Genomic DNA, 20,684 nt, shown 5'->3' with positions numbered 1-20,684 from the left:
GACAACCGCTCACCCGCAGGCGACTTGACCTGCCCCACCCTCGCCACACCACCATCAACGAGGCAGAGACAGCAAAGTCACCGGCATTGGGCCTATGCCCCGTGCTCGGTGGGGCCGGTGTCGCCGCGCAGCTCGTCCAGGAGCTCGGCGCGGTCGGTGAGCAGGGTGCCCAGGATCGAGCGGGTGACCGCCAGGAGCTCGGCGACCTCGGGTGTGGTGAGGCGATAGAGCACCGTGCCGCCTTCCCGGCGGGAGGCGACCAGCCCGGTGCGGCGCAGGATCGCCAGTTGCTGGGACAGGTGCGCGGCCTCGATCCCGACCTCGGGCAACAGCTCCGCGACGGCCTGCTCACGTTCGCTCAGCAGCTCCAGCACCCGGATCCGAGCGGGGTGGCCGAGCGTCTTGAAGAACTCCGCCTTGTGCTGGTACAGCGGCACGCTCACCACCGGGGGCTGCCGCGAGGTGGGCGAAGTCACCGGGCTCACCGTTCCCGTCCGGTGTAGGTGGTTCGGAACATCATCACCGCTGACTCTAGCAACCCCGCGCGTGCTTGATCATCCGGTCCCGAAGCGCCCGGCACCACGAACGGAGCGAGCGGCGTCCGCGCTCACCGGCTGACCGGCAGTGCACGGGGCCCGCGAAGGCGGGCCCGATAGCGTTGCGCGGGGCCGTTGCTCGGTGTCCGCACCGCTGTCATGATCACGTGTGCGGGGAGCGGCCTGTTCGAGTGACGAGCGTGAGGGGCTGGAACCGATGGGGATGACGTTCGGGGTGCTGGGTCCGCTGGCGGTCGCCGTGGACTCGGAGCCGCAGGCGTTGCCCCGGGCGGCAGTGCTGCGCGGGCTGCTGGGCGCGCTGCTGCTCGCGGAGAGCGAGCGGCTGTCGGCCGCGCGGCTGCTGGAGCTCGTGTGGGCCGGGCAGACCGACCGGGTCGGCCGGGGCGCCGTGCACACCGGGGTGTCCCGGTTGCGCGGGTGGCTCGCGACGTTCGGCGACGGCACGGTCGTGCTGGAATCCGACGCCGAGGGCTACCGGCTGGCCGTCCGCCCCGAGGCCGTCGACCTCGGGCGCTTCCGGCGGCTGGCCGCCGACGGGGAGCCGGCCGCCGCGCTCGACCTGCGGCGCGGCCCGGTGCTGGCCGGGCTGGACCGGCTCAACCGCGAGGACCCGCTGCTGACGGCGGTCGAGGAGACCGTCCGCACCACCGCCCTCACCCTCGCCCGGAGCGCCGACCCCCGCTGCGCCCTGCCGGCCGTGACGGCGCTCGCCGAGGAGTACCCCTTCGACGAGCCCGTGCAGGCGGCCCTCCTCGAACTGCTCGCCGCCGACGGCCGCCCCGCCGAGGCGCTGCGCCGCTTCCAGACGCTGCGCCGGAGGCTGGCCCAGGAGCTCGGGATCGAGCCGGGCGAGCAGGTCCAGAGCGTCTTCCTCGCGCTGCTGGCCCGCGATCACGACGGCGCCCGACCGGCCCGCGCGCCGAGCCAACTCCCGCCCGATCTGCCGGACTTCACCGGCCGCGAGGAGCACCTGCGGCTCGTCCTCGCCGCCCTCTCCGACGGCCGCGTGCCGGTGGTCTCGGGCATGGGCGGCATCGGCAAGACGGCCCTCGCCGTCCACGCCGCCCACCGCGCCGCCGCCGACTACCCCGACGGCCGCCTCTACGCGGACCTGCGCGGCGCCGACGACGAACCGGCCGACCCGGCCCGCGTGCTCGCCGCCTTCCTGCGCGCCCTCGGCGCCGACGCCCGGGAGATCCCCGAGTCCCTCGACGAACGCGCGGCCCTCTACCGCACCCTGCTCGCCGACCGCCGCGTGCTCGTCCTCCTGGACAACGCCGCGGGGGAGGCCCAGCTCCGGTCCCTGCTCCCCGGCAGCCCGGCACAGTCCGGAACGGCCGCGCTCGTCACCAGCCGCGCCACCCTCACCGCCCTGCCCGGCGCCCGGCTCATCGACCTCGGCGGGTTCGACGCCGCCCACGCCGAGACGCTGCTGCGCCACATCGTCGGCGACGCGCGGGTCTCCACCGAACCCGTCGCCGCCGGGCAGATCGCCGACCTGTGCGGGGGCATGCCGCTCGCCGTCCGCATCGCCGGGGCCCGCCTGGCCGCCCGCCCGCGCTGGAGCCTCGCCCGCCTCGCCGAGCTGCTGCGCGACGAGCGTCGCCGCCTCGACGAGCTCGCGGCCGGTGACCTGGCCGTGCGGGCGGGCTTCGCCGTCGGCTACACCCGGCTGCCGGAGTCGACCCGCCGCACCTTCCGCCTGCTCGGCCTGCTCGACGCACCCGACTTCGCCCCCTGGGCCGCCGCCGCGCTCGCAGACATCCCCTTGGAAGAGGCCGAGCGGCAGCTGGAGGAGCTCATCGACGCCCAGCTCCTCCAGGAGACCGGCACCGAGCCCCACCTTCGCTACCGCTTCCACGACCTCGTCCGGCTCTACGCCCGCGAGCACGCCCACGCCACCGACGGCCCCGCCGATCGCGCCGACGCCCTCGAACGGGCCTTCGGCGCCTGGCTCTGGCTCGCCGAACAGGCCGGCGACCAGGTGCCGGGGCCCTGCTTCGCCGCGATCCACAGCGCCGCCCCGCGCCGCCCGCTGCCGGACGGCCCCGCGGCGCGGCTGCTCGACGACCCGATGGCCTGGTTCGACGTCGAGCAGCCCGCGCTCAACGCGTGCGCCCGGCAGGCCGCCGCGCTGCGCCTCGTCCCGACCGCCTGGGACCTTGCCGCCTGCCAGGAGAAGTACTGCGACGTCCGCGGCCTCTACGACGACTGGCGCACCACCAACCTCGCCCTCCTCCAGGTCTGCAAGGCGGCCGGCGACGTCGTCGGCACGGCCGTGCTCACCCGTGGCCTCATCGAGGTGACCACCTGGGCGACCCCCGCCGACGGGACCGAGGCGATGGTCGCGCTGGACGGCCGCGCGCGGCAGCTTCTCGATCTGTTCGAGCAGGTGGGCGAACCGCGCGGCGCCGCCGACGCCCTCGTCCTGCTCGCCTGGAGCCTGGTCGCCCAGGGCCGCGCGCGCGAGGCCCTCGACACCGCCCACCACGCCCTGGACCTCGCCGCCGGCCACGACCACCCCGGCGGAGTGGCCAAGGCACACCAGATCATCGCCGTCGCCCACGGCGAGACCGACCTCGGCCGCACCATCGAGCACCTCACCGAGACGCTGCGCCTGGCGCGCATGATCGGCAACGTCCGCTTCGAGGCCACCGCGATCCAGTTCCTCGGGGCCGCCCACGGCCGCGCGGGCGACGTCGGGCGCGGGTGCGACCTGCTCATGAGCTCGCTCGCGATGGCCCGCTCGCTCGGCGACAGCTACGCCGAGGCGTTCTCCCTGCTCTACCTGGCCACGCTCCATGCGAAGACCGGCGACGACCGGGCGCGGCAGACGGCGGAGGCGGCGCTGGCCATCGCGCGGCGCTTCGAGTTGGGCCACCACCTCGCCCAAGCCCTGGGCATCCTGGGTGAGTTGGACCTCGCGGCGGGGCAGCACGAAGCGGCCGTCGCGCACTTGGAGGAGTCCGTCCTGCTCTGGCGGGCCCGCGGCTGGCGGTCCTTCCTCGCCGAGGCGCTGCGGGCGCTCGGGCGCGCCTACGAGGCGGCGGGGCTGGCCGGGCCCGCCGAACGGGTGCGGCGTGAGGCCCGGGAGCTGGGCGAGGGCCCGGCGAACGGCGACGCGGACGCGCTGTCGCACGACGGGTGAGGCGCGCCGCGGTGGTCCACGGACGGTTCGGGCCGTCCACGGACGGTACACACCCGCGGCCGGGTCCGTCCCCTGCGCGGACCCGGCCGTCCCCCCGCGGGTGTGTACCTCGAATGTAGGCAGGGGCGTCTTACCGATCGCTTACCGATCGCTCGCCGCCCGGCACCGGCGGGGCCCTCCTCCGGGCCGGTAGGTGCCGGGCCCCGCCTCGCGCAGCGGGCGCGGTCGGGTGGCCGGACCGTTGCCGGGGCCACCACCCGACCGCGCCGGGTGTGAAGGGGTTCCGGCCGGTGATCTGCCGCCCTTCGGCGGGTGTCGGTCAGGCGAGGACGGGTGCGCGTGGGATCGTTCCAGCCGGTGCCGACGGTGACACCGTCGGCCCGGTTTCCGTTGATGCCGTCGATGTCGCGGAAGGCACGCAGGTTCCCGTCGGCGTCGATCGAGACGACCTCGGCCCTGCCGTCGCCGTTGAGGTCGGTGAAGCGTTTGCGGGCGGGGTCGTTCCAGCCGGAGCCGATCTGCCGCTGGGTACCCCAGCCTCCGTCGTCGAGGACGCCGTGGTTGGGCCAGGCGGTGAGTGTGCCGTCCTGGTTGACCTTGACGGCGTCCGCCTTGCCGTCGCCGTTCAGATCGGCGAACAGGATGCGGCTGGGGTCGGGGAAGCCGCCTCCGAAGATCTGGGCCCGTGAGGGGACCTCGCGGGAGAGCACCCTACGGCGAGAAGTGCCGTTCCGTAGCCGCGATGCCGGCGGGTCGCGGACAGAACCTAGCGGCGGCGCCCGGCCAGCCAGACGTACACCAGGACGCCGGCGAACAGGAACAGCACGCCCTGGTAGACGGCGGCGTAGCCGGCGCCGGCCAGCAGCCAGAGCGAGAAGGCGAAGGCGCCGAGGCCGAGGACGGCGTCGCGCACCAGGTGCGGGCCGTTGACCTTGTCGGTTGCACCGCGGACCAGCCAGTACAACTGGGCGGCGGTGGACAGCAGGTAGGGCACCACCGCGGTGAAGGTGGTGACCAGCACCAGCATGTTGAACGCGCCCTTGGCGCCGCTGGCGAAGTTGGCGATGGTCAGCACCGAGGCGAGGGCGACGCTGACGATCACGCCGAAGGTCGGCACGCCGCGCTTCTCCCGGCCGAAGGCGGCCGGGAACAGCCCGTCCTTGGCGGCCGCGTACGGCGCCTGGGCGGCGAGCAGGGTCCAGCCGTTGAGCGCGCCGGTCATCGAGATCAGCGCGGCGACGGCGATCACCGTGCCGCCCCAGGTGCCGCCGAACATGCCGTTCATGGCGTCCGAGAACGGCGCGCTGGAGCTGACCAGTTGCTGGTGCGCGACGGTGCCGAAGACGGCGAGGGTGCCCAGCAGGTAGACCACCGCGGCGCCGCTGGTGCCCAGCACGCTGGCCCGGCCGACGTTGCGCTCCGGGTCGCGGACCTGCCCGGCGCTCATCGCGGCCGACTCCACGCCCAGGTAGCTGAACAGGAGGATCGCCGCGGCGGCCGTCATGCCGCCCATCCAGCCCTGGTCGCCGGCGTCGAAGGGCCCGATGTTCTTCGGGTCGAAGAAGAACAGCCCGCCCACCGAGATCAGCAGCAGGGGGATGAACTTCAGGACGGTGGAGACGAGTTGGACGGCGCCGACGAACCGGGTGCCGGCCAGGTTGGCCAGCGCGGGCAGCCACTGGAGGGCCAGCGCGGCGGTGATCTCCAGCGCGATGTCGTGGTGCAGCGGCACCAGTACGTCCAGGTAGCCGACGGCGGCCACCGCGAGCGCGGCGTTGCTGACCCAGGTGGTGATCCAGTACGACCAGGCCGACAGGAAGCCGGCGAAGTCTCCGAAGGCCTCCCGGGCGTAGACGTACGGCCCGCCGGTGCGCGGGTTGCGGCGGGCCAGCTGCCCGAAGACCAGGGCGAGGGCGATCGCCCCCACGGTGAGGACGACGAAGGCGAGCAGGCTGACCGTCCCGAACGGCGCCACCGCGGCCGGGATCATGAAGATGCCGCCGCCGATGATGTTGCCCATCACCAGGGCGGTGGCGGTCGGCAGCCCGAAGCGGCGGCCGTTCTGCGGAGGAGCGGGGGTGACCGGCTCCGGGCCTGCCGGGTCGAGGCCGGCCGGAGCGCTCGGTCGGGTCGCCTGCCGGGGTGCGGCGGGGCTGGTCTGCATGAGGGTGGTGCGCCTTTCGTGGTCCTGCTCGCGCTCGGTGGAGCGACCGTTCATGCTCGGACCGCGCGGCACCTTGCACCAAATCGATGGGATTTGTTCATTCCGCCCGGCGGATCGCCGCAAGACTTGCGGTCTCGGGCCGCTCGGACGGGCACTCGTCCGGGGCGCCCCGCGAAGCTGTTCGACCCGGAATGCAGGCGTACGACCGCGTTCGTCCGGCAGGGGGAGATGTGTCACCCGAATGTCCCAGCGCGGCTGCGGCGCGCGCCTCCGGTGCGGGTTCGTGTGCCAACCTTGGCCCGGCGCCTCCCGGTGGGGCGTCGCCCGGCCCGTCGAATCGGCTCGAACTGGCCGTTCGGGGGCGCGGGTCGAGGACCAGAGACAAGCCAAAGGGACATCAGATGTCGCTTCGTGGGAACATCCGCAAGCTCGCCGTGATCACCGTGGTGACGGGTGCCGCCGCCCTCGCGGCGCCGGCGCCGGCGATGGCGAACTGGCACGCGTCGCACTCGTCGACCGGGCAGAGCCTGGAGATGGGCAGCGCCGGTGTCGGCCTGTTCGGCCCGCACGCCAACTGGACCAACGTCCACGCCCACACCGAGGACGACTGCATCGGCGACTGCTGATCGGCTGATCGACGGGTGAGCCCGGGAACCGCGCAGCGGTCCCGGGCTCACCCGTGCTCGCCCGCCGCAGCAGGTCGGGCGGGCGCCGGCGACAGCCGCCCCGGCGGGCCTCAGGCCGGTACGGCCGCCCGCTCGCGCAGCTCCCGCAGCACCGCGATGTCCATCGCGTGCCCGGTGCCGTCCCCGCCGTGCTTGCGGTCCGGGGTCTCCACCAGCAGCGGAACCCCGGCCGTCTCGGGGTGCTCGAACAGCTCCCGGAACGGCTCCGCGCCGATCATCCCGGCGCCGATGTTGGCGTGCCGGTCCTTACGGGCGCCGACCACGTCCTCCGAGTCGTTGGCGTGGATCAGCCGCAGCCGACCCGGGCCGGCCGCCGAGGCCAGGGCGTCCAGCGCGGCCGTCACCCCGCCGGGAGCGGCCAGGTCGTGCCCGGCGGCGAAGGCGTGACAGGTGTCCAGGCAGACGCCCACCTTGGGGTGCCCGTCCAGGGCCTCCACGTACTCGGCCAGCTGCTCCAGCCGGGAGCAGAGCGAGCTGCCCTGCCCGGCGGTCGGCTCCAGCAGCAGCCAGGGGGCGTCGTCGCCGAGCGCGTCCAGTTCGTCCAGCAGAGGCCGGACGTCGGCGCGCACCTGGGCCATCGCCTCGGCCCGGCGCGAGCCGCCGCCGGGTGCCGTCCCGACCGCCGAGCCGGTATGCAGCACGACGCCCAGCGCGCCGATCGCGTGCCCGCGGTGCAGCGAGTGTCGCAGCGAGTCGGCCGAGCGCTCCCGGGTGGCCGGGTTGTCCGAGCCGAAGTTGATCAGGTACGGCGCGTGCACCCAGGCCGGGACGCCCTGCTCGGCGCAGGCGGTGCGGAACTCCTCGTCCTGCGCCGGGTTGCCCGCGGGGGTGGCCCAGCCGCGCGGGTTGGCCACGAACACCTGCACGGTCTCGGCGCCCACCCTGCGGGCGTACGCCAGTCCCGTGCCCGCCAGGCCGCGGCCGGCCACCGGGACGTGGGCGCCGATCGGATTGCGGATTGCGGCGGCGGTCGGTTCGGGCGCGGTGCTCATGCCCCCGAGGATGCCACGGGCCCGACGGGCGACGGCGCGCGGGCCCGTCCTGGCGCCGGGTAAGCGCGCCACGCCGGGGCGTCCCACCGGCGGCCGACGTCCCGTCAGTCCGGCAGCCCAGCCCTGGTGGCGGCCCCCACGGGGCGCCCGTACCGTCGACTCGGCCGCACTCACCGAACGTCACCACCCGCACACGCCGGGTCGGAGCGCCTCCCGCGCAGCACGACCCCGCACCGCCGCACCGTCCCCGCTGCCCCACCTCCGTACCGCCGCACGTCCCACCGCCGCACCGTCCCCGCTGCCCCACCCGCCGCACCCGCCGCACCAAGCGCGCCGAAAGAGCAGGTCACCACCATGCCCACCCGTCGGCTCCACCACCTCGCCGCGGCCACCGCCGCCGCCACCGCCCTGACCACCGTCCTCGCCACCCTGGCCGCCGCCCCCGCGGCCCAGGCCGCCGATGGCGCGGTGCTCTTCGTCCAGCCGGGAGAATCGATTCAGCGAGCCGTCGACGCAGCCCACCCCGGCGACACGATCCAGCTCCTCCCCGGCACCTACCGCGGGAGCGTCCGCATCGCCACCCCCGACCTCACCCTGCGCGGCTCCGGACCGGACAGCGTGATCACCCCCGGGGACGGCACCGAGAACGCCTGCGCCACCGCCGGGCACGGCGTCTGCGTGGTCGGCACCGAGGCCGCCCCGCTGCCCGGCGTCACGGTGGAGGCCCTGGCCGTCACCGGCTTCCGGAAGAACGGCATCGACGCCAGCGGCACCACCGGCCTGACCGTCCGCGCCACCTACGTCCACGACAACGCCCAGCAGGGCATCAGCCAGGAGATCTCCACCAAGGCCGCCATCCTCGGCAACCGCTCGGTGGACAACGGCCAGTCCGGCGTCTTCCTCGCCAACTACGCCTACCGCGAGGGCGGCGCGCCCGACACCGGGGGCACCGTCGTCGAGGGCAACGAGCTCACCGGCAACCGGGTCGGCGTCACCGTGCGCCGACTGCGGGTGCTGACCGTCCAGGGCAACCGGATCAGCGGCAACTGCAGCGGCGTCTTCGTGGTCGGCGACGAGGGCGTGCCCCGCGCCGGGGACCTCGACGTCCGGCGCAACCGGGTGGTCGCCAACAACAAGTTCTGCCCGGCCAACCCGCGCCTCGGCGCCATCCAGGGCGCCGGCATCGTGCTCACCGGCACCGAGGACGCCCGGGTCACCGACAACGAGGTCCACGACAACGTCGGCGCCTCGGACTTCTCCGGCGGCATCGTGCTCTTCAAGAGCGCCGTCGGCATCCCCAACACCCGGGCGACCGTCGCCGATAACCACCTGAGCGGCAACGGCCCGGCCGACCTCGCCGACCGCGACTCCGGCACCGACAACTCCTTCGCCCGCAACACCTGCTCGGTCTCCGAGCCGTCCGGCCGTTGCTGACGACCCCGATCGAGAAGGACCAGCCCATGACCACCGCACCCGTCAACCCCACGCCCCAGGCCGCGATGCGCCTGCGCGAGCTCGTCTTCGGCGCCGCCTGCGCCGCCGCCGTGCGCGCCGCCGCCCGGCTCGGTGTCGCCGACGTCCTCGGCGACACCCCGACCGCCGTCACCGAACTCGCCGCGCGGCTCGACACCGAGCCCCGCCAGCTGCGCCGGCTGCTGCGCGCGCTCACCTGCTACGGGCTCTTCGCCGAGACCGGCGACGACTGCTTCGAACACACCGAGATGTCCCGGCTGCTGCGCGAGGACGCCCCCAACTCGCTGCGCCACATCGCCCTCTGGTGCACCGAGCCGTGGACCTGGGAGGCCTGGCCGAAGCTGGACGAGGCGGTGCGCTCCGGGCGCAACGTCTTCCCCGAGCTGTTCGGAAAGGAGTTCTTCGACTACCTGCACAGCGACGCCGGCGACTCGGCGAAGGTCTTCGACAAGGCGATGACCACCTCCAGCCGCCAGTCCGCCATGGACTTCGCCGGCTACCTGGACCTCACCGGCATCGACTCGGTCGCGGACATCGGTGGCGGCCAGGGCCACGTGCTGGCCAGCCTGCTGGAGAAGCACCCGGCCCTGCACGGCACCCTGCTCGACCTCCCCAAGGTCGTCGCCGGCGCCGACCCCCGGCTGCAGGACGGCGGCGCCTTCTCCGCCCGCGCCCGCCTGGTGCCCGGCGACTGCCGGGTGGAGATCCCGGTGCGCGCCGACCTCTACATCATCAAGAACATCCTGGAGTGGGACGACGACAGCACCCGCCGCACCCTCGCCAACGTGGTCGCCGTGGCCCGCCCCGGCGCCCGCGTCGTGGTGGTCGAGAACCTCGTCGACAACAGCCCCTCGATGCGCTTCACCACCGCCATGGACCTGATGCTGATGCTCAACGTGGGCGGCGCCAAGCACTCCGAGGACAGCATGGTCCAGCTGATGCAGGAGGCCGGCCTCGACGTCGCCGCCGTCCGCCCGGTCAATCCCTACCTGCACGCCTTCGAGGCCACCGTCCGCGGCTGAGCCGCCCGGCCCGTACGCGACGGCCGCTGCTCCCCGACGGGTCGGGGAGCAGCGGCCGTCGCGTGGGTTCAGGCCTTGTGGGAGGACTCCAGGTGGGCGAAGACCACGACGTTGTCCAGGTAGTCCCGCCGTTTCTTGTCGTAGGTGCCGCCGCAGGTGATCAGCCTGAGCTGGGCGTCCGGGGTCTTGCCGTACACCTTCTGGTCCGGGAAGGCGTTCTTGGCGAAGGTCTCCACCGCGTCGACGGTGAAGACCGCCACGGTGCCGTCCGCGCGGCTGACTTCGACCTTGTTGCCGGGCAGCAGCAGGCTCAGCAGCAGGAAGACCGCCGGGCCCTTGGTGGTGTCCACGTGCCCGGCGACGACGGCGCTGCCGCGCTCGCCGGGGGCGGCGCCGTCCCGGTACCAGCCGACCAGGTTCTTGTCGTCAGGCGGCGGCGCGTTCAGCTGCCCGGCGGGGCCCAGGGTGAGCTCGGTGAACGGCGCGTCCACCGCGATCTGCGGGATCCGCAGCCGGGTCGGCTTGGAGCGCTTGAGCACCGGCGAGCCCGGCGCCGCGGGCGAGGCGTTCGCGGTGGCGGCGGCCGCCACCGCGCCCGGGACGGCGGGGGCGACGGCCGCCGGGGGAGCGGCCTGGCCGGCCGTCGTGTCCCCGCTCGGCCCGGTGTCCACCGAGTTGTAGATCAGCAGCAGGCCGACCGCAGCCGCGCCCATGCCGCCGCGCAGCAGCCGGGGCATTCCGGACCCGGGACCGCCCGTCATTCCTGTCCTCCGCTCGACGTTCCTTCGTCGGGGTTCCGCAACGGCCCGCCGCCTCCGTGCGCCCCACCCCGGCCGGGGGGAGGCGCCCAGAGGCGGCATCAGGCAGCAGGCATCAGTCGGCAGGGTCAGGCGACCGCGCCGGACGTACGGCGGCCGCGGCGCAGCGCGTACGCGCCGGCCCCCAGGCCGCCGAGCAGCAGCACCGCGCCGGAGGCGAGGCCGCCGCCGGACAGTGCCAGGCCACCGCCGCCGGTGTGCACGCCGCCGTGCGGGGAGGCGTACTCCTCGTCGCGGCCGTCGGAGCCCCGGCCGTCACTGCCCTTGTGCTCGTCGTTGCCCTTGTGGTCGTCGTTGCCCTTGTGCTCGCCCGATCCCTTGTGCTCGTCGGAGCCGCCGGACTTCTTGTCGTCGTAGCCGGAACCGCCCTTGTTGTCGGGCTGCTTCTCCTGCCAGGTGAGGTTCTTGCCCTGGTCCGAGGAGGTGCCGTCGGCGAAGGCCATGGGGGTGCCGACGGTGAGGACGGCGGCGACGGCCGCTCCGGCGAGCAGCGTACGTGCAGAACGCATGAGGATGATCCTTCCGGCGCGCGGACCGCGACCGCCGGCACGATGCCGGTCAAGGGGACTCGCGGAAAGTGGCGCCTGATCCACCGTCAACCACGGTGCGGCCGACTGCCACCGGAGCGTGGCAGCACCGGTACGCTCCGTGCGCCCTTCGAGTGGAGTCCGGGGCGTGTTCACCCGGGTGCCCCGGCGATCCGGGTGAACCTGGCGTGGCGCCGGGTGGTAGCGGTGCCACACGTCGCCGCCGGGTGGTACGGGCCACGAGTCGCGCGCGGGTGGCACTGGCGCCCCGCGCCGCCGGGTGGTGGGCGCGCGTGGGCCCGCCCCCGGCGCACGGCCGGGGGCGGGCCCAGAGGGACGGCGGACCGCGGTGGCGGTCAGCGGTCCCAGCGGTAGAACTCGCGAGCCATGGCGTCCTTGGGCTCGCGCCAGGTGGCCGGGTCGTACGCCTGGACGTAGGCGGTGAGGCGGTCGCTGACGGTCCGGAACTCCGGGTGGCCGAGGACCTTGGCGACGGCCGGGCCCGGCGGGCGGTCGGCCTCGATCAGGTGCAGGTAGACGTCGCCGAACTGGAAGAGGCTGCGGCCGGTGACGCCGATCAGGTGCGGCAGCTCGCCCCGGTCGGAGTCGGCGAACACCTCGGCGATGTCCGGGGCGGCCTCGGGCTTCATCCGGGCGACGATCAGGGCGCGGTGGGTCCCGGTCATCGTTCGGCCGCCCGCTTCTCGACCTTCTCGCGGATCAGCTGCATCTGGATCCGGGAGTTCTTGTTGATGTGGTTGACCATGCCGTCGTCGTCCACCGGCGCGGTGGGCTTCATCGCGAAGTCCTGGATCCAGCGCATCCTGGTGCCGGCCGGGACCTCCGCGTACTCCCAGCGGATCTCCATGAACTCGAACGGGCCGGGCTCGACCCGGCGGGCCCTGACCGCGAGCGAGGAGCGGTCGGTGGTGCGCTCGGAGACCCAGCTCCAGACCTTGCCGTTCTCGTCCGGGTGCATGGTGAGCCGGAACTGCACCCGGTCGCCCTCGCGCTCCAGCACCTCGACCGAGGCGTACTCGCTGAACAGCTCCGGCCAGTTCTCCAGGTCGTTGGTGATCTCCCAGACCAGGTCGACCGGGGCGTTGATGACGATCTCGTTGTCGGTGTGGCCGGGCATCTCAGGCACCTGCCTTCGCGGACAGGGAGGTGTTGACCAGCTCCAGGAACTCGGCCGGCGTCTTGGCGCTCTCGGCGCCGGAGGTGACCTTGAGGCTGTGCCGGTTCTCCAGCTCGCCGACGATGCCGAGCAGTCCGAGCGAGTCGACGCCGAAGTCGTCGAACTGGGCGCCCGGCTGCTCCAGGTCGCCCGGGTCGACGGTGACACCGGCCCGGGACTGGAGTAGGGCGGCCAGTTCGGGATAGCTGAGGGTGTTGCTCACGGGGTTCCCTTCGAAGTGCGGTGGATCGGGGGTTCAGGGGTCAGGACGGCTCGCCGCGGCGGAGCACCAGCGCGGAGTTGGAGCCCATCAGCCCGCGGCTGAGCACCAGCGCGGTGCGCAGTTCGGCCGGGCGGGCGCGGTCGGTCACCAGGGCGAGGTCGTGGCAGACCTCGGTGACATTGGGGGTGGGCGGCAGCACGCCGTCCTCCATGGCCAGCACGGCGGCCGTCACGTCCAGCATCGGGGCGCCGCAATAGGCCCTGCCCGTACCGGACTTGGGGGCGGTGACCGGGACCCTCTCGGCAGCCGGACCGAGCGTGTCGGCCAGTGCCAGGGCCTCGGCCCGGTCGGCGGCGGGGACGCCGAGCGCGTCCGCGAAGACCACGTCGATCTCCTCGGGCGCGATCCGCGCCTCGTCCAGCGCGATCCGGATCGCGGCGGCCAGCCCCTCCCGGGACTCCTCCCAGCGGGAGGCCCCGGTGAAGGTGGCGCCGTGCCCGGCCAGGTACGCCCGGACGTCGGCGCCGCGCCGCCGGGCCGCCTGCTCGTCCTCCAGCAGCAGCATCGCGCCGCCCTCGGCGGGGGCGAAACCGCAGGCCTGGGCGGTGAACGGCAGGTAGGCCGCGTCGGGCCGGTCGGCCAGGCTCAGCTCGGGGTAGCCGAGCTGGCAGACCATGGAGTACGGCGCCAGCGGGGCCTCGGCGGCGCCGACCACCACGGCGTCGGTGCCGCGCTCGACCGAGCGGGCGGCGTGCGCGAGGGCGTCCAGGCCGCCGGCCTCGTCGCTGGCGACCACCCCGCACGGGCCCTTGTAGCCGCCGCGGATCGAGATCTGGCCGGTGCTGGCCGCGTAGAACCAGGCGATGGACTGGTACGGGCCGACGAACCTCGGCCCCTGGCCCCAGAGTTGCTGGAGTTCGCGCTGGCCGAACTCGCCGCCGCCGGAGCCCGCCGCGGTCACCACGCCGACCGCGAAGGGGTGTTCGGGGTCGGGCCGGAACCCGGCGTCGGTCACCGCCAGGTCGGCGGCGGCCATCGCGTAGTGCGTGAAGCGGTCGGTCTGCACGAGGTAGCGGCTGTCGATCACCGACTGCGGCTCGAACTCCCGCACCTCGCCCGCGACTTTGAGCGGCAGCTCGGTGCAGCCCTCGCGGGATATCCGGTCGAGGACGCTCACGCCCTGCCTGGTGGCCTTCCAGAAGGCGTCGGCACCGACACCGTTCGGCGCCACCACGCCGAGACCGGTGACCACCGCCCGGCGGCCCTGCTGACGTGACGTCATGGATCTCACCCCGTTCTGTTGAGCACGACGGCGGACTGGAATCCGCCGAATCCGCTGCCGACCGAGAGGATGTGGCTCAGCGGCAGCTCACGCGCGGTGCGCGGCACGTAGTCGAGGTCGCACTCCGGGTCGGGAGTCTCGTAGTTGGCGGTCGGCGGCACCACGCCGTGGGCCAGCGCGAGGGTGCAGGCGACCACCTCGATCGCGCCGATCGCGCCGAGCGAGTGCCCGACCATCGACTTGATCGAGCTCATCGGCGTCCTGAAGGCGTGGTCGCCCAGCGAGCGCTTGACCGCGGCGGTCTCGTGCCGGTCGTTCTGCTTGGTGCCCGAGCCGTGCGCGTTGACGTAGTCGACGTCGGTGCGGTCGACCTTGGCGTGGTCGAGCGCGTGGTCGATCGCGCGGGACATCTCCAGCCCCTCCTTGGTGAGGCCGGTCATGTGGTAGGCGTTGCCGAAGGTGGCGAAGCCGCCGATCTCGCCGTAGATCCGGGCGCCCCGGCGGCGGGCGTGCTCCAGCTCCTCCAGCACCAGGACGGCGCCGCCCTCGCCGAGGACGAAGCCGTCCCGGTGGGCGTCGAAGGGGCGGGAGGCGTGCTCCGGGTCGTCGTTGCGCTCGCTGGTGGCCTTGATGGCGTCGAAGCAGGCGACGGTGATCGGCGAGATCGGGGAGTCGGAGGCGCCGGCGACGCAGATGTCGGCGCGCCCCTCCTCGACGGCCTGGAAGCCGTAGCCGATCGCGTCCAGTCCGGAGGTGCAGCCGGTGGAGACGGTCTGCACCGGGCCGTGGGCGCCGACCCGTTCGGCCACCGCGGAGGCCAGCGTGCTGGGGGCGAAGGCCCGGTGCAGCTGGGGCTCGGCGTGCCGGTGGTCCACGTCCCAGCGCGCGCCGGTGGCGCTGACCAGGGCGTAGTCGTGCTCCAGCCGGGTGGTGCCGCCGACGGCGGTGCCGAGCGAGACGGCGATCCGCCAAGGGTCCTCGACGGCCAGGTCCAGGCCGGCGTCGGCGACCGCCTCGGCGGCCGCGACCATCGCGAACTGCACGTAGCGGTCGGCCCGTCGGACGTCCTCCGGGGTCAGTCCGTGGGCCGCCGGGTCGAAGTCGCACTCGGCCGCGATCCGGGAGCGGAACCCGGCCGGGTCGAAGAGCGTGATGCCCCGGGTGGCGGTGCGGCCGGACGTCAGGAGCTCCCAGAACGCCGGGATGCCGATCCCTCCGGGCGCGACCACACCGATTCCCGTGACGGCGACCCGCCGCGTCACGAGACCACCTTGGCGGGTTCCGGCGGGCCCGAGGCGGCGCTCTCCCCGGTGCCTGCGGACTCCTCGGTGCTCACGTGGCCGAGGTCGGGGCGCGGGGCGAGCGGGCCGCAGTGGAAGACCATCCGGGCCTCGGTGTCGCCGACGTTGCGGAAGCGGTGGCGCATGTTGATCGGGATCATCAGCCCCTGGTCGGGCTTGAGCGGCCGGGTCTCCCCGTCCAGGTCCACCTCGAGGTCGCCGGAGACGACGAACACGAACTCCTCGGAGTACGGGTGGTAGTGCTCGTTGATCCGCTCACCGGGCTTGATGATGGCCAGGCCCATGAAGCCGCTGGTCGCCCCGCAGCTGGGCGGGGTGAGCATGGTGCGCAGCTCGGCGCCGTGGCGGCGGTTCTCCGGGGCCTCGTCGAGGTTGATGATCCGCGGGTACTGCGTGGTCATGATGGCTTTCCTCCGGGAGGGTTGGCCGACGGTCAGGCGTTCTGGGAGCTGCGGTCGGTGACCGGGCTCATGGCACGGGCGGCGAGGAACGCGCTCAGGCCCGCGACGGTGCGCAGGTCGCCGGCCGCTCCGAGGTCGAGCAGCGGGGCGAGCTCGGCCGCCTCCTGGTCGCCGGCCACGCCGAGCGCGGCGGCCGGTTCGGCCTCGGCCGGCACCCGCAGGTCGACCAGGCGCACCACGGTGTCCTCGCGCTGGAACACGGTGGCCGCCGCGACCGGGCCGGTCGGGTCGGCGGTGGCGAGGTTGTCGTGGTCGAAGAGCAGCTCGGCGACGGCCTGGCCGCGGCCCGGGCGGACGGGGTAGAGCACGGCGTGCCGGTGCAGCCGCCCGGAGGCGGGGGAGCTGGCGATCGCCTGGTGCCGGGCGGGCAGTGCCGCCTTGGCGAAGAAGGCGCGGGCGGACTGCGGGTCGCCCAGCTGGCGGGCCTCCTCCAGGTACGGGTTGAGCTCCTCCTCGACCGCCCGCACCTCGGGCTGCATCGCCACGTGGCGCAGCGCGTCGCCGAGGTTGCCGACCACCTCGACGGCCCGCACCACCCGGTTGCCGTGCATGAACAGCGAGGTGCGGCGAAGCCGGGTGTGCTCGTCCACCTCGGCCCGGGGCGAGGTGTAGCCGGACAGGATGCGGGCCACCTCGGCCTCGCTGCCGGGCTTGACCGTGAAGGTCAGCGCGTGGCGCACCACGCCGTCCGGGCCCGGGTCGGCCCGCGGCGGGCCGACGTGCCCGGCGGGCTCGCTGCGCGGCAGACCGGGCGGAACCTCCACGGGGGCCCGGGTGCCGGTGGAGCCGGCCGCCGAGGTCTCGCGCAGGACGGCGTAGCGCAGCGAACGGAAGTTGTCGCTGACGCAGCCGTGCATCGGCTTGACCATCTCGCGGTGGGCGGGGCTGTCCACCCACTGCAGGAAGGTCTCCTGGTCCTCCCACTCGCTGGTGATCAGCCACTGGCGGGGGTCGTTGATGGACTGGCACAGCTGGTCGCTGACATGGCCGGGGACCGAGGCGACCTGGTGGCGCAGCTGCTCGTAGACGTCGAGGAAACGCTGCTGGGCGCCGTCCTGGATCTCCAGCATCAGCACCACCCTCAGCCGGGTGTCGGAGTCTTCGTGCTGCTTCGGCTGCGGTTCGGACAGAGTTGTCATGATCCACTTTCTGCTCTTGGCCGCACGCGGCGGGCCGTGACGGCCGCGTCCGGCGGGTGCTCCCGGCCGGTGGGAGGGAGGTGCGGTGGCGGTCGGCCCGGGCAGGCGGCGCCAGGCCTGAGGTCGATCGTGAGCGGCCGACCGGGCGCGGCGCGAGATTTGCGAGCCATCCGGGCGAAGCAGCGGCACAGCCCCCCTCGGGCGGGGGATGGAAGAGCGGGGCCCCCGGCTGAGCGGGCCCGTCGAGGGCGGTGCCGAGCCAGTCGCCGGGCCGCGCAATCCCCGTAAAGGGTGGAGCAATTGATGAATCCGAAGGTTGACGAGCGGGTGCCGGTCCTGATCGTGGGCGGCTCCCTGGTCGGGTTGTCGGCGGCGCTGTTCCTCGGGCGGCTGGGTGTCCGGCACCTGCTGGTCGAGAAGCACGCCGACACCTCGCATCACCCGCGCGGGCGGGGCAACAACGTCCGCACGATGGAGCTGTACCGGGTGGCCGGGATCGAGCCGGCGGTCCGCGAGGCGGCCTCGGTGCTGGCCCCGAACCACGGCATCCTCCAGGCGCCCTCGCTGACCGGCGAGGAACAGGAGTGGCTGTTCCGGGAGATCGACCCGGGCGGCCGGCTGGCCCGGTTCAGCCCCAGCGCCTGGTGCCTGTGCAGCCAGAACGACCTGGAGCCGGTGCTGCTGCGCGCGGCCCGCGAACTCGGCGGCGACCTGCGGTTCAGCACCGAACTGGTCTCCTTCGAGCAGGACGCCGACGGTGTCACCTCCCTGCTGCGCAGCCGGGAGACCGGCGAGGAGCGGGTGGTGCGCTCGGAGTACCTGATCGCCGCGGACGGCCCGCGCAGCCCGGCCCGGACCCGGCTCGGCATCGGCCAGACCGGCAAGGGCGAGCTGTTCCACAACGTCAGCATCACCTTCCGCAGCAAGCGGCTGGCCGAGGTGGTGGGCGACCGGCACTTCATCGCCTGCTACCTGACCGACCCGGAGGCGGACGGCGCGCTGCTGCCGGTGGACAACCAGTCCGAGTGGGTCTTCCACGCGCCCTGGCACCCCGAGCACGGCGAGCCGCTGGAGGCCTTCACCGACGAGCGCTGCGAGCGGCACATCCGCACCGCCGTCGGCCTGCCCGAACTGGACGTCGAGGTGACCGGCAAGGCGCCCTGGCACGCGGCGGAACGGGTCGCCGAGCGGTACGGCGCCGGGCGGGTCTTCCTCGCCGGGGACTCCGCCCACGAGATGTCCCCGACCGGCGCGTTCGGCTCCAACACCGGAATCCAGGACGCCCACAACCTGGCCTGGAAGCTGGCCGCCGTCCTCTGCGGCTGGGCCGGCCCCGGCCTGCTGGAGACGTACGGGCAGGAGCGCCGCCCGGTCGCCGAGGTCACCGGTGAGCGTGCCTCGGCCCGCTCCGCCGAGCACAGCCACCCCGGCTACGCGGTGGTCCCGGGCGTCGGCCGGCAGGCCGGGGTGCTCGCGGTGGCGCTCGGCTACCGCTACCCGCGGGGCGCGGTGCTCGGTACGGACCGGCACGGACCGGTCGTCCCGGAGGCGTTCGAGTCGGCGGGTGAACCGGGCAGCCGGGCGCCGCACCAGTGGCTGCTGTGCGCGGGGGTGCGGCTGTCCACGCTGGACCTCTACGAGCAGGCGATGGTGCTGCTCACCGACCCGGAGGGTACGGCCTGGCAGCAGGGCGCCCGGCGGGCGGCCGACCGGCTGGCCGTGCCGCTGGACGCCTACCGGATCGGCGACGGCGCCGAGGACGACCTGGCCCCGGAGCCGGGCACGGACTTCGCCGCCCTGCACGGCATCGGCCCGGGCGGCGCGCTGCTGGTGCGCCCGGACGGCTTCGTCGCCTGGCGCTCGACGGGCCCGGTGGCCGACCCGGAGGCCGAGGTCGAGGCCGCGCTGCGGGCGGTGCTGGACCTGTAGCGGAACGCGGCGGGGCCCGCCGGACGGGTGTCCGGCGGGCCCCGCCGCGTGTTCGGAGGGATCAGTGACCGCCCGCGTCGACCACCTCGACGTCGGCGACCTCCCGCTCGATCTCCTCGGCGGGCAGCGCGACCCGGATCGCCCAGTAGTAGATGACCAGCGAGAACACCGAGACGAGCGCCATGTCGTACCACATCGGGATCCGGCCGGTGCCGTCACCGAAGCCGCCCTGCCAGGAGATCAGGCCGAGGCCCAGCAGGTAGACCGGCAGCCACTGGGCGGCCTTCCAGTTCAGCCGCGGCGCGTTCGGCAGGCCCTTCTTGATCGCGTACGCCGCGTAGCTGCCGAGCAGGGCGTAGCCGAGCACGATGGCGATGCCCAGGCGGGACAGGGTCTGCCAGCCGGCCCAGTAGATGATCAGGCTGGAGACCACGAAGGCGGCCGGGGAGATCACGGCGCCCAGCGGCAGCCGGTAGGAGCGCTCCCGGTCGGGCAGCCGGCGGCGCAGGGCGCCGAAGGCCAGCGGGGCGCCGGCGTACATCAGCACGCTGGCGGAGGTGATGAAGCCGACCAGCTCCTGCCAGCTGGGGAAGGGCAGGAAGCAGATCACGCCGGTCACGAAGGAGATGATCAGGCCGAACCACGGCACGCCGTTCTTGTCCAGCTGCTCGAACTTCTGCGGGGCGTAGCCGTTGCGGCTCAGGCCGTAGGAGATCCGCGAGGTGGAGGTGGTGTAGATCAGGCCGGTGCCGCCGGGGGAGATCACCGCGTCGACCTTCAGCACGTAGGACAGCCAGCCGAGGCCGACCAGGGTGGCCAGACCGGCGAAGGGGCCGTCGATGCCGGGGAAGTCGAGCTTCGCCCAGCCGTTGGCGAAGGCGCTGACCGGCAGGGCGCCGATGAAGACGACCTGCAGCAGGGTGTAGATCAGGGTGCCGATGGCGACCGAGCCGAGCACCGCGCGGGGGATGTCGCGCTTGGGGTTGCGGCTCTCGCCGGCGATCTGGATGGCCTGTTCGAAGCCCAGCAGCGCGAAGATGATGCCGCTGGTGCTGATCGCGGCCAGCACGCCCTTGGCGCCGAACGGGGCGAAGCCGTGCGAAGTGAAGTTGGAGCCGTGGAAACTGGTGATCGCCAGCAGGAAGATCGTGAGCAGAGGAACGAAGATCTTCAGCCAGGTGGCGATGCTGTTGGTCCGGGCGAGGATCTTCACGCCGAGGAAATTGACCGCGACGAATACCGCCATCAGCACGGTCGCGACGATGAACCCGCTGGTGGTCAGGGTCTTGTCGGCGTTCAGCAGTCCGCCGGCCCAGGGCGAGTCCTTGGCGTAATTGATCATGGCCTCGACCTCGATCGGTGCCACGGTGGCCGCCTGGAGCCAGGAGAACCAGCCGAAGGACATGCCGGCCAGGCCGCCGAAGGCGTAGTGCGGGTAGCGCGCGGTGCCGCCCGAGACCGGGAAGAGTCCGCCGAGCTCGGCGTGCACGAGCGCGAGCAGCACGATCGCGACGGCGCCGATGCCCCAGGAGATGACGGCCGCCGGTCCGGCGGCGGTGACGGCGCTCTTCGCGCCGAAGAGCCAGCCGGAGCCGATGATCGAGCCGACCGAGGCCCACATGAGGCCGACGAGTCCGACGTGGCGCTTGAGCGACCGGTGGGTGGTCCCGGTGGTGCCGGAGCTCTGGCCGGGCGGCGAGATCTGGTTGAGGGAAGCCATGGATGATCTCTCTGTGTGTGGGGGCTCCGGGGTGGGCGGAGCGCGGAGAGTTGCCACACAGTAGG

19 protein-coding genes are annotated in these 20,684 nt (G+C 73.7%); 6 read left to right on the top strand and 13 right to left on the bottom strand.

The window, feature by feature from the left end; all coding sequences use genetic code 11:
* Window positions 1–92: 92 nt before the first annotated feature.
* Window positions 93–443 (bottom strand): ArsR/SmtB family transcription factor, encoded by a 351-nt coding sequence (locus ACZ7BZ_RS35395; protein ID WP_380463832.1) that lies wholly within the window; start codon window positions 441–443, stop codon window positions 93–95.
* A gap of 310 nt (window positions 444–753) precedes the next feature.
* Between ACZ7BZ_RS35395 and ACZ7BZ_RS35390 the strand changes: the two genes are divergently transcribed.
* Both ACZ7BZ_RS35390 and ACZ7BZ_RS35385 read left to right on the top strand, forming a co-directional pair.
* Window positions 754–3,705, top strand: a complete 2,952-nt coding sequence (locus tag ACZ7BZ_RS35390) for an ATP-binding protein (protein WP_470361930.1) — start codon at window positions 754–756, stop codon at window positions 3,703–3,705.
* A gap of 272 nt (window positions 3,706–3,977) precedes the next feature.
* A complete protein-coding gene (locus ACZ7BZ_RS35385; protein WP_470361929.1) occupies window positions 3,978–4,394 on the top strand; it encodes a hypothetical protein in 417 nt (138 codons plus the stop codon).
* A 77-nt stretch (window positions 4,395–4,471) separates the two neighbouring features.
* On the opposite strand, the gene ACZ7BZ_RS35380 is transcribed toward ACZ7BZ_RS35385, so the two are convergent.
* Window positions 4,472–5,869: an amino acid permease gene (locus ACZ7BZ_RS35380; RefSeq protein WP_470361932.1), complete on the bottom strand. Its 1,398-nt coding sequence runs from the start codon at window positions 5,867–5,869 to the stop codon at window positions 4,472–4,474.
* A 401-nt stretch (window positions 5,870–6,270) separates the two neighbouring features.
* On the opposite strand from ACZ7BZ_RS35380, the gene ACZ7BZ_RS35375 reads away from it, so the two are divergent.
* Window positions 6,271–6,495, top strand: coding sequence for a hypothetical protein (locus ACZ7BZ_RS35375; protein WP_465748189.1), 225 nt, complete (start codon window positions 6,271–6,273; stop codon window positions 6,493–6,495).
* A 110-nt stretch (window positions 6,496–6,605) separates the two neighbouring features.
* Here the strand turns inward: ACZ7BZ_RS35375 and ACZ7BZ_RS35370 are convergent, their stop codons facing one another.
* Window positions 6,606–7,547, bottom strand: coding sequence for a deoxyribonuclease IV (locus tag ACZ7BZ_RS35370; protein ID WP_470361928.1), 942 nt, complete (start codon window positions 7,545–7,547; stop codon window positions 6,606–6,608).
* Window positions 7,548–7,901: 354 nt separating this feature from the next.
* Here ACZ7BZ_RS35370 and ACZ7BZ_RS35365 point away from each other — a divergent pair, with 354 nt between their 5' ends.
* On the top strand, window positions 7,902–8,981 hold the full coding sequence (locus ACZ7BZ_RS35365; protein ID WP_470361927.1) for a right-handed parallel beta-helix repeat-containing protein: 1,080 nt from the start codon (window positions 7,902–7,904) through the stop codon (window positions 8,979–8,981).
* 26 nt (window positions 8,982–9,007) lie between these two features.
* Entirely contained in the window at window positions 9,008–10,042 is a 1,035-nt protein-coding gene (locus ACZ7BZ_RS35360) for a methyltransferase (RefSeq protein ID WP_470361926.1), read from the top strand.
* 68 nt (window positions 10,043–10,110) lie between these two features.
* Here ACZ7BZ_RS35360 and ACZ7BZ_RS35355 read toward each other — a convergent pair whose 3' ends face one another.
* The 9 genes from ACZ7BZ_RS35355 to ACZ7BZ_RS35315 all read right to left on the bottom strand — a co-directional run bounded on the left by ACZ7BZ_RS35355 (window position 10,111) and on the right by ACZ7BZ_RS35315 (window position 16,970).
* Window positions 10,111–10,803, bottom strand: coding sequence for a class F sortase (locus tag ACZ7BZ_RS35355; RefSeq protein ID WP_470361925.1), 693 nt, complete (start codon window positions 10,801–10,803; stop codon window positions 10,111–10,113).
* Between the two features lie 125 nt (window positions 10,804–10,928).
* Window positions 10,929–11,369 (bottom strand): hypothetical protein, encoded by a 441-nt coding sequence (locus ACZ7BZ_RS35350; RefSeq protein WP_470361924.1) that lies wholly within the window; start codon window positions 11,367–11,369, stop codon window positions 10,929–10,931.
* A gap of 374 nt (window positions 11,370–11,743) precedes the next feature.
* Window positions 11,744–12,073 carry a TcmI family type II polyketide cyclase gene (locus ACZ7BZ_RS35345; protein WP_317621160.1) on the bottom strand — a complete coding sequence of 110 codons (330 nt, stop codon included), beginning with the start codon at window positions 12,071–12,073 and terminating at the stop codon, window positions 11,744–11,746.
* On the bottom strand, window positions 12,070–12,525 hold the full coding sequence (locus tag ACZ7BZ_RS35340; RefSeq protein WP_380463426.1) for an SRPBCC family protein: 456 nt from the start codon (window positions 12,523–12,525) through the stop codon (window positions 12,070–12,072). Before ACZ7BZ_RS35340 ends, ACZ7BZ_RS35345 begins: the two co-directional genes overlap by 4 nt.
* Before the next feature lies 1 nt (window position 12,526).
* The gene (locus ACZ7BZ_RS35335; protein WP_470361923.1) at window positions 12,527–12,787 is read right to left on the bottom strand and encodes an acyl carrier protein; all 261 of its coding nucleotides are present in this window, start codon (window positions 12,785–12,787) and stop codon (window positions 12,527–12,529) included.
* Between the two features lie 40 nt (window positions 12,788–12,827).
* Window positions 12,828–14,069 (bottom strand): ketosynthase chain-length factor, encoded by a 1,242-nt coding sequence (locus tag ACZ7BZ_RS35330; protein ID WP_470361922.1) that lies wholly within the window; start codon window positions 14,067–14,069, stop codon window positions 12,828–12,830.
* 5 nt (window positions 14,070–14,074) lie between these two features.
* Complete coding sequence (locus tag ACZ7BZ_RS35325) at window positions 14,075–15,331, bottom strand: beta-ketoacyl-[acyl-carrier-protein] synthase family protein (protein WP_380463432.1); 1,257 nt, start codon at window positions 15,329–15,331, stop codon at window positions 14,075–14,077.
* Window positions 15,328–15,771: a cupin domain-containing protein gene (locus ACZ7BZ_RS35320; protein WP_380463434.1), complete on the bottom strand. Its 444-nt coding sequence runs from the start codon at window positions 15,769–15,771 to the stop codon at window positions 15,328–15,330. The genes ACZ7BZ_RS35325 and ACZ7BZ_RS35320 overlap by 4 nt, the downstream gene beginning before the upstream one ends.
* 32 nt (window positions 15,772–15,803) lie before the next feature.
* Window positions 15,804–16,970, bottom strand: a complete 1,167-nt coding sequence (locus ACZ7BZ_RS35315) for a SchA/CurD-like domain-containing protein (RefSeq protein ID WP_470361921.1) — start codon at window positions 16,968–16,970, stop codon at window positions 15,804–15,806.
* A 303-nt stretch (window positions 16,971–17,273) separates the two neighbouring features.
* Here ACZ7BZ_RS35315 and ACZ7BZ_RS35310 point away from each other — a divergent pair, with 303 nt between their 5' ends.
* Window positions 17,274–18,899 carry an FAD-dependent oxidoreductase gene (locus ACZ7BZ_RS35310; RefSeq protein ID WP_470361920.1) on the top strand — a complete coding sequence of 542 codons (1,626 nt, stop codon included), beginning with the start codon at window positions 17,274–17,276 and terminating at the stop codon, window positions 18,897–18,899.
* A gap of 61 nt (window positions 18,900–18,960) precedes the next feature.
* Here the strand turns inward: ACZ7BZ_RS35310 and ACZ7BZ_RS35305 are convergent, their stop codons facing one another.
* A complete protein-coding gene (locus tag ACZ7BZ_RS35305) occupies window positions 18,961–20,619 on the bottom strand; it encodes an APC family permease (RefSeq protein WP_380457154.1) in 1,659 nt (552 codons plus the stop codon).
* Window positions 20,620–20,684: the final 65 nt, after the last annotated feature.

The organism is Kitasatospora sp. NPDC036934 (assembly GCF_055608425.1).
This window is presented reverse-complemented; position numbering and strand designations above follow the sequence as displayed.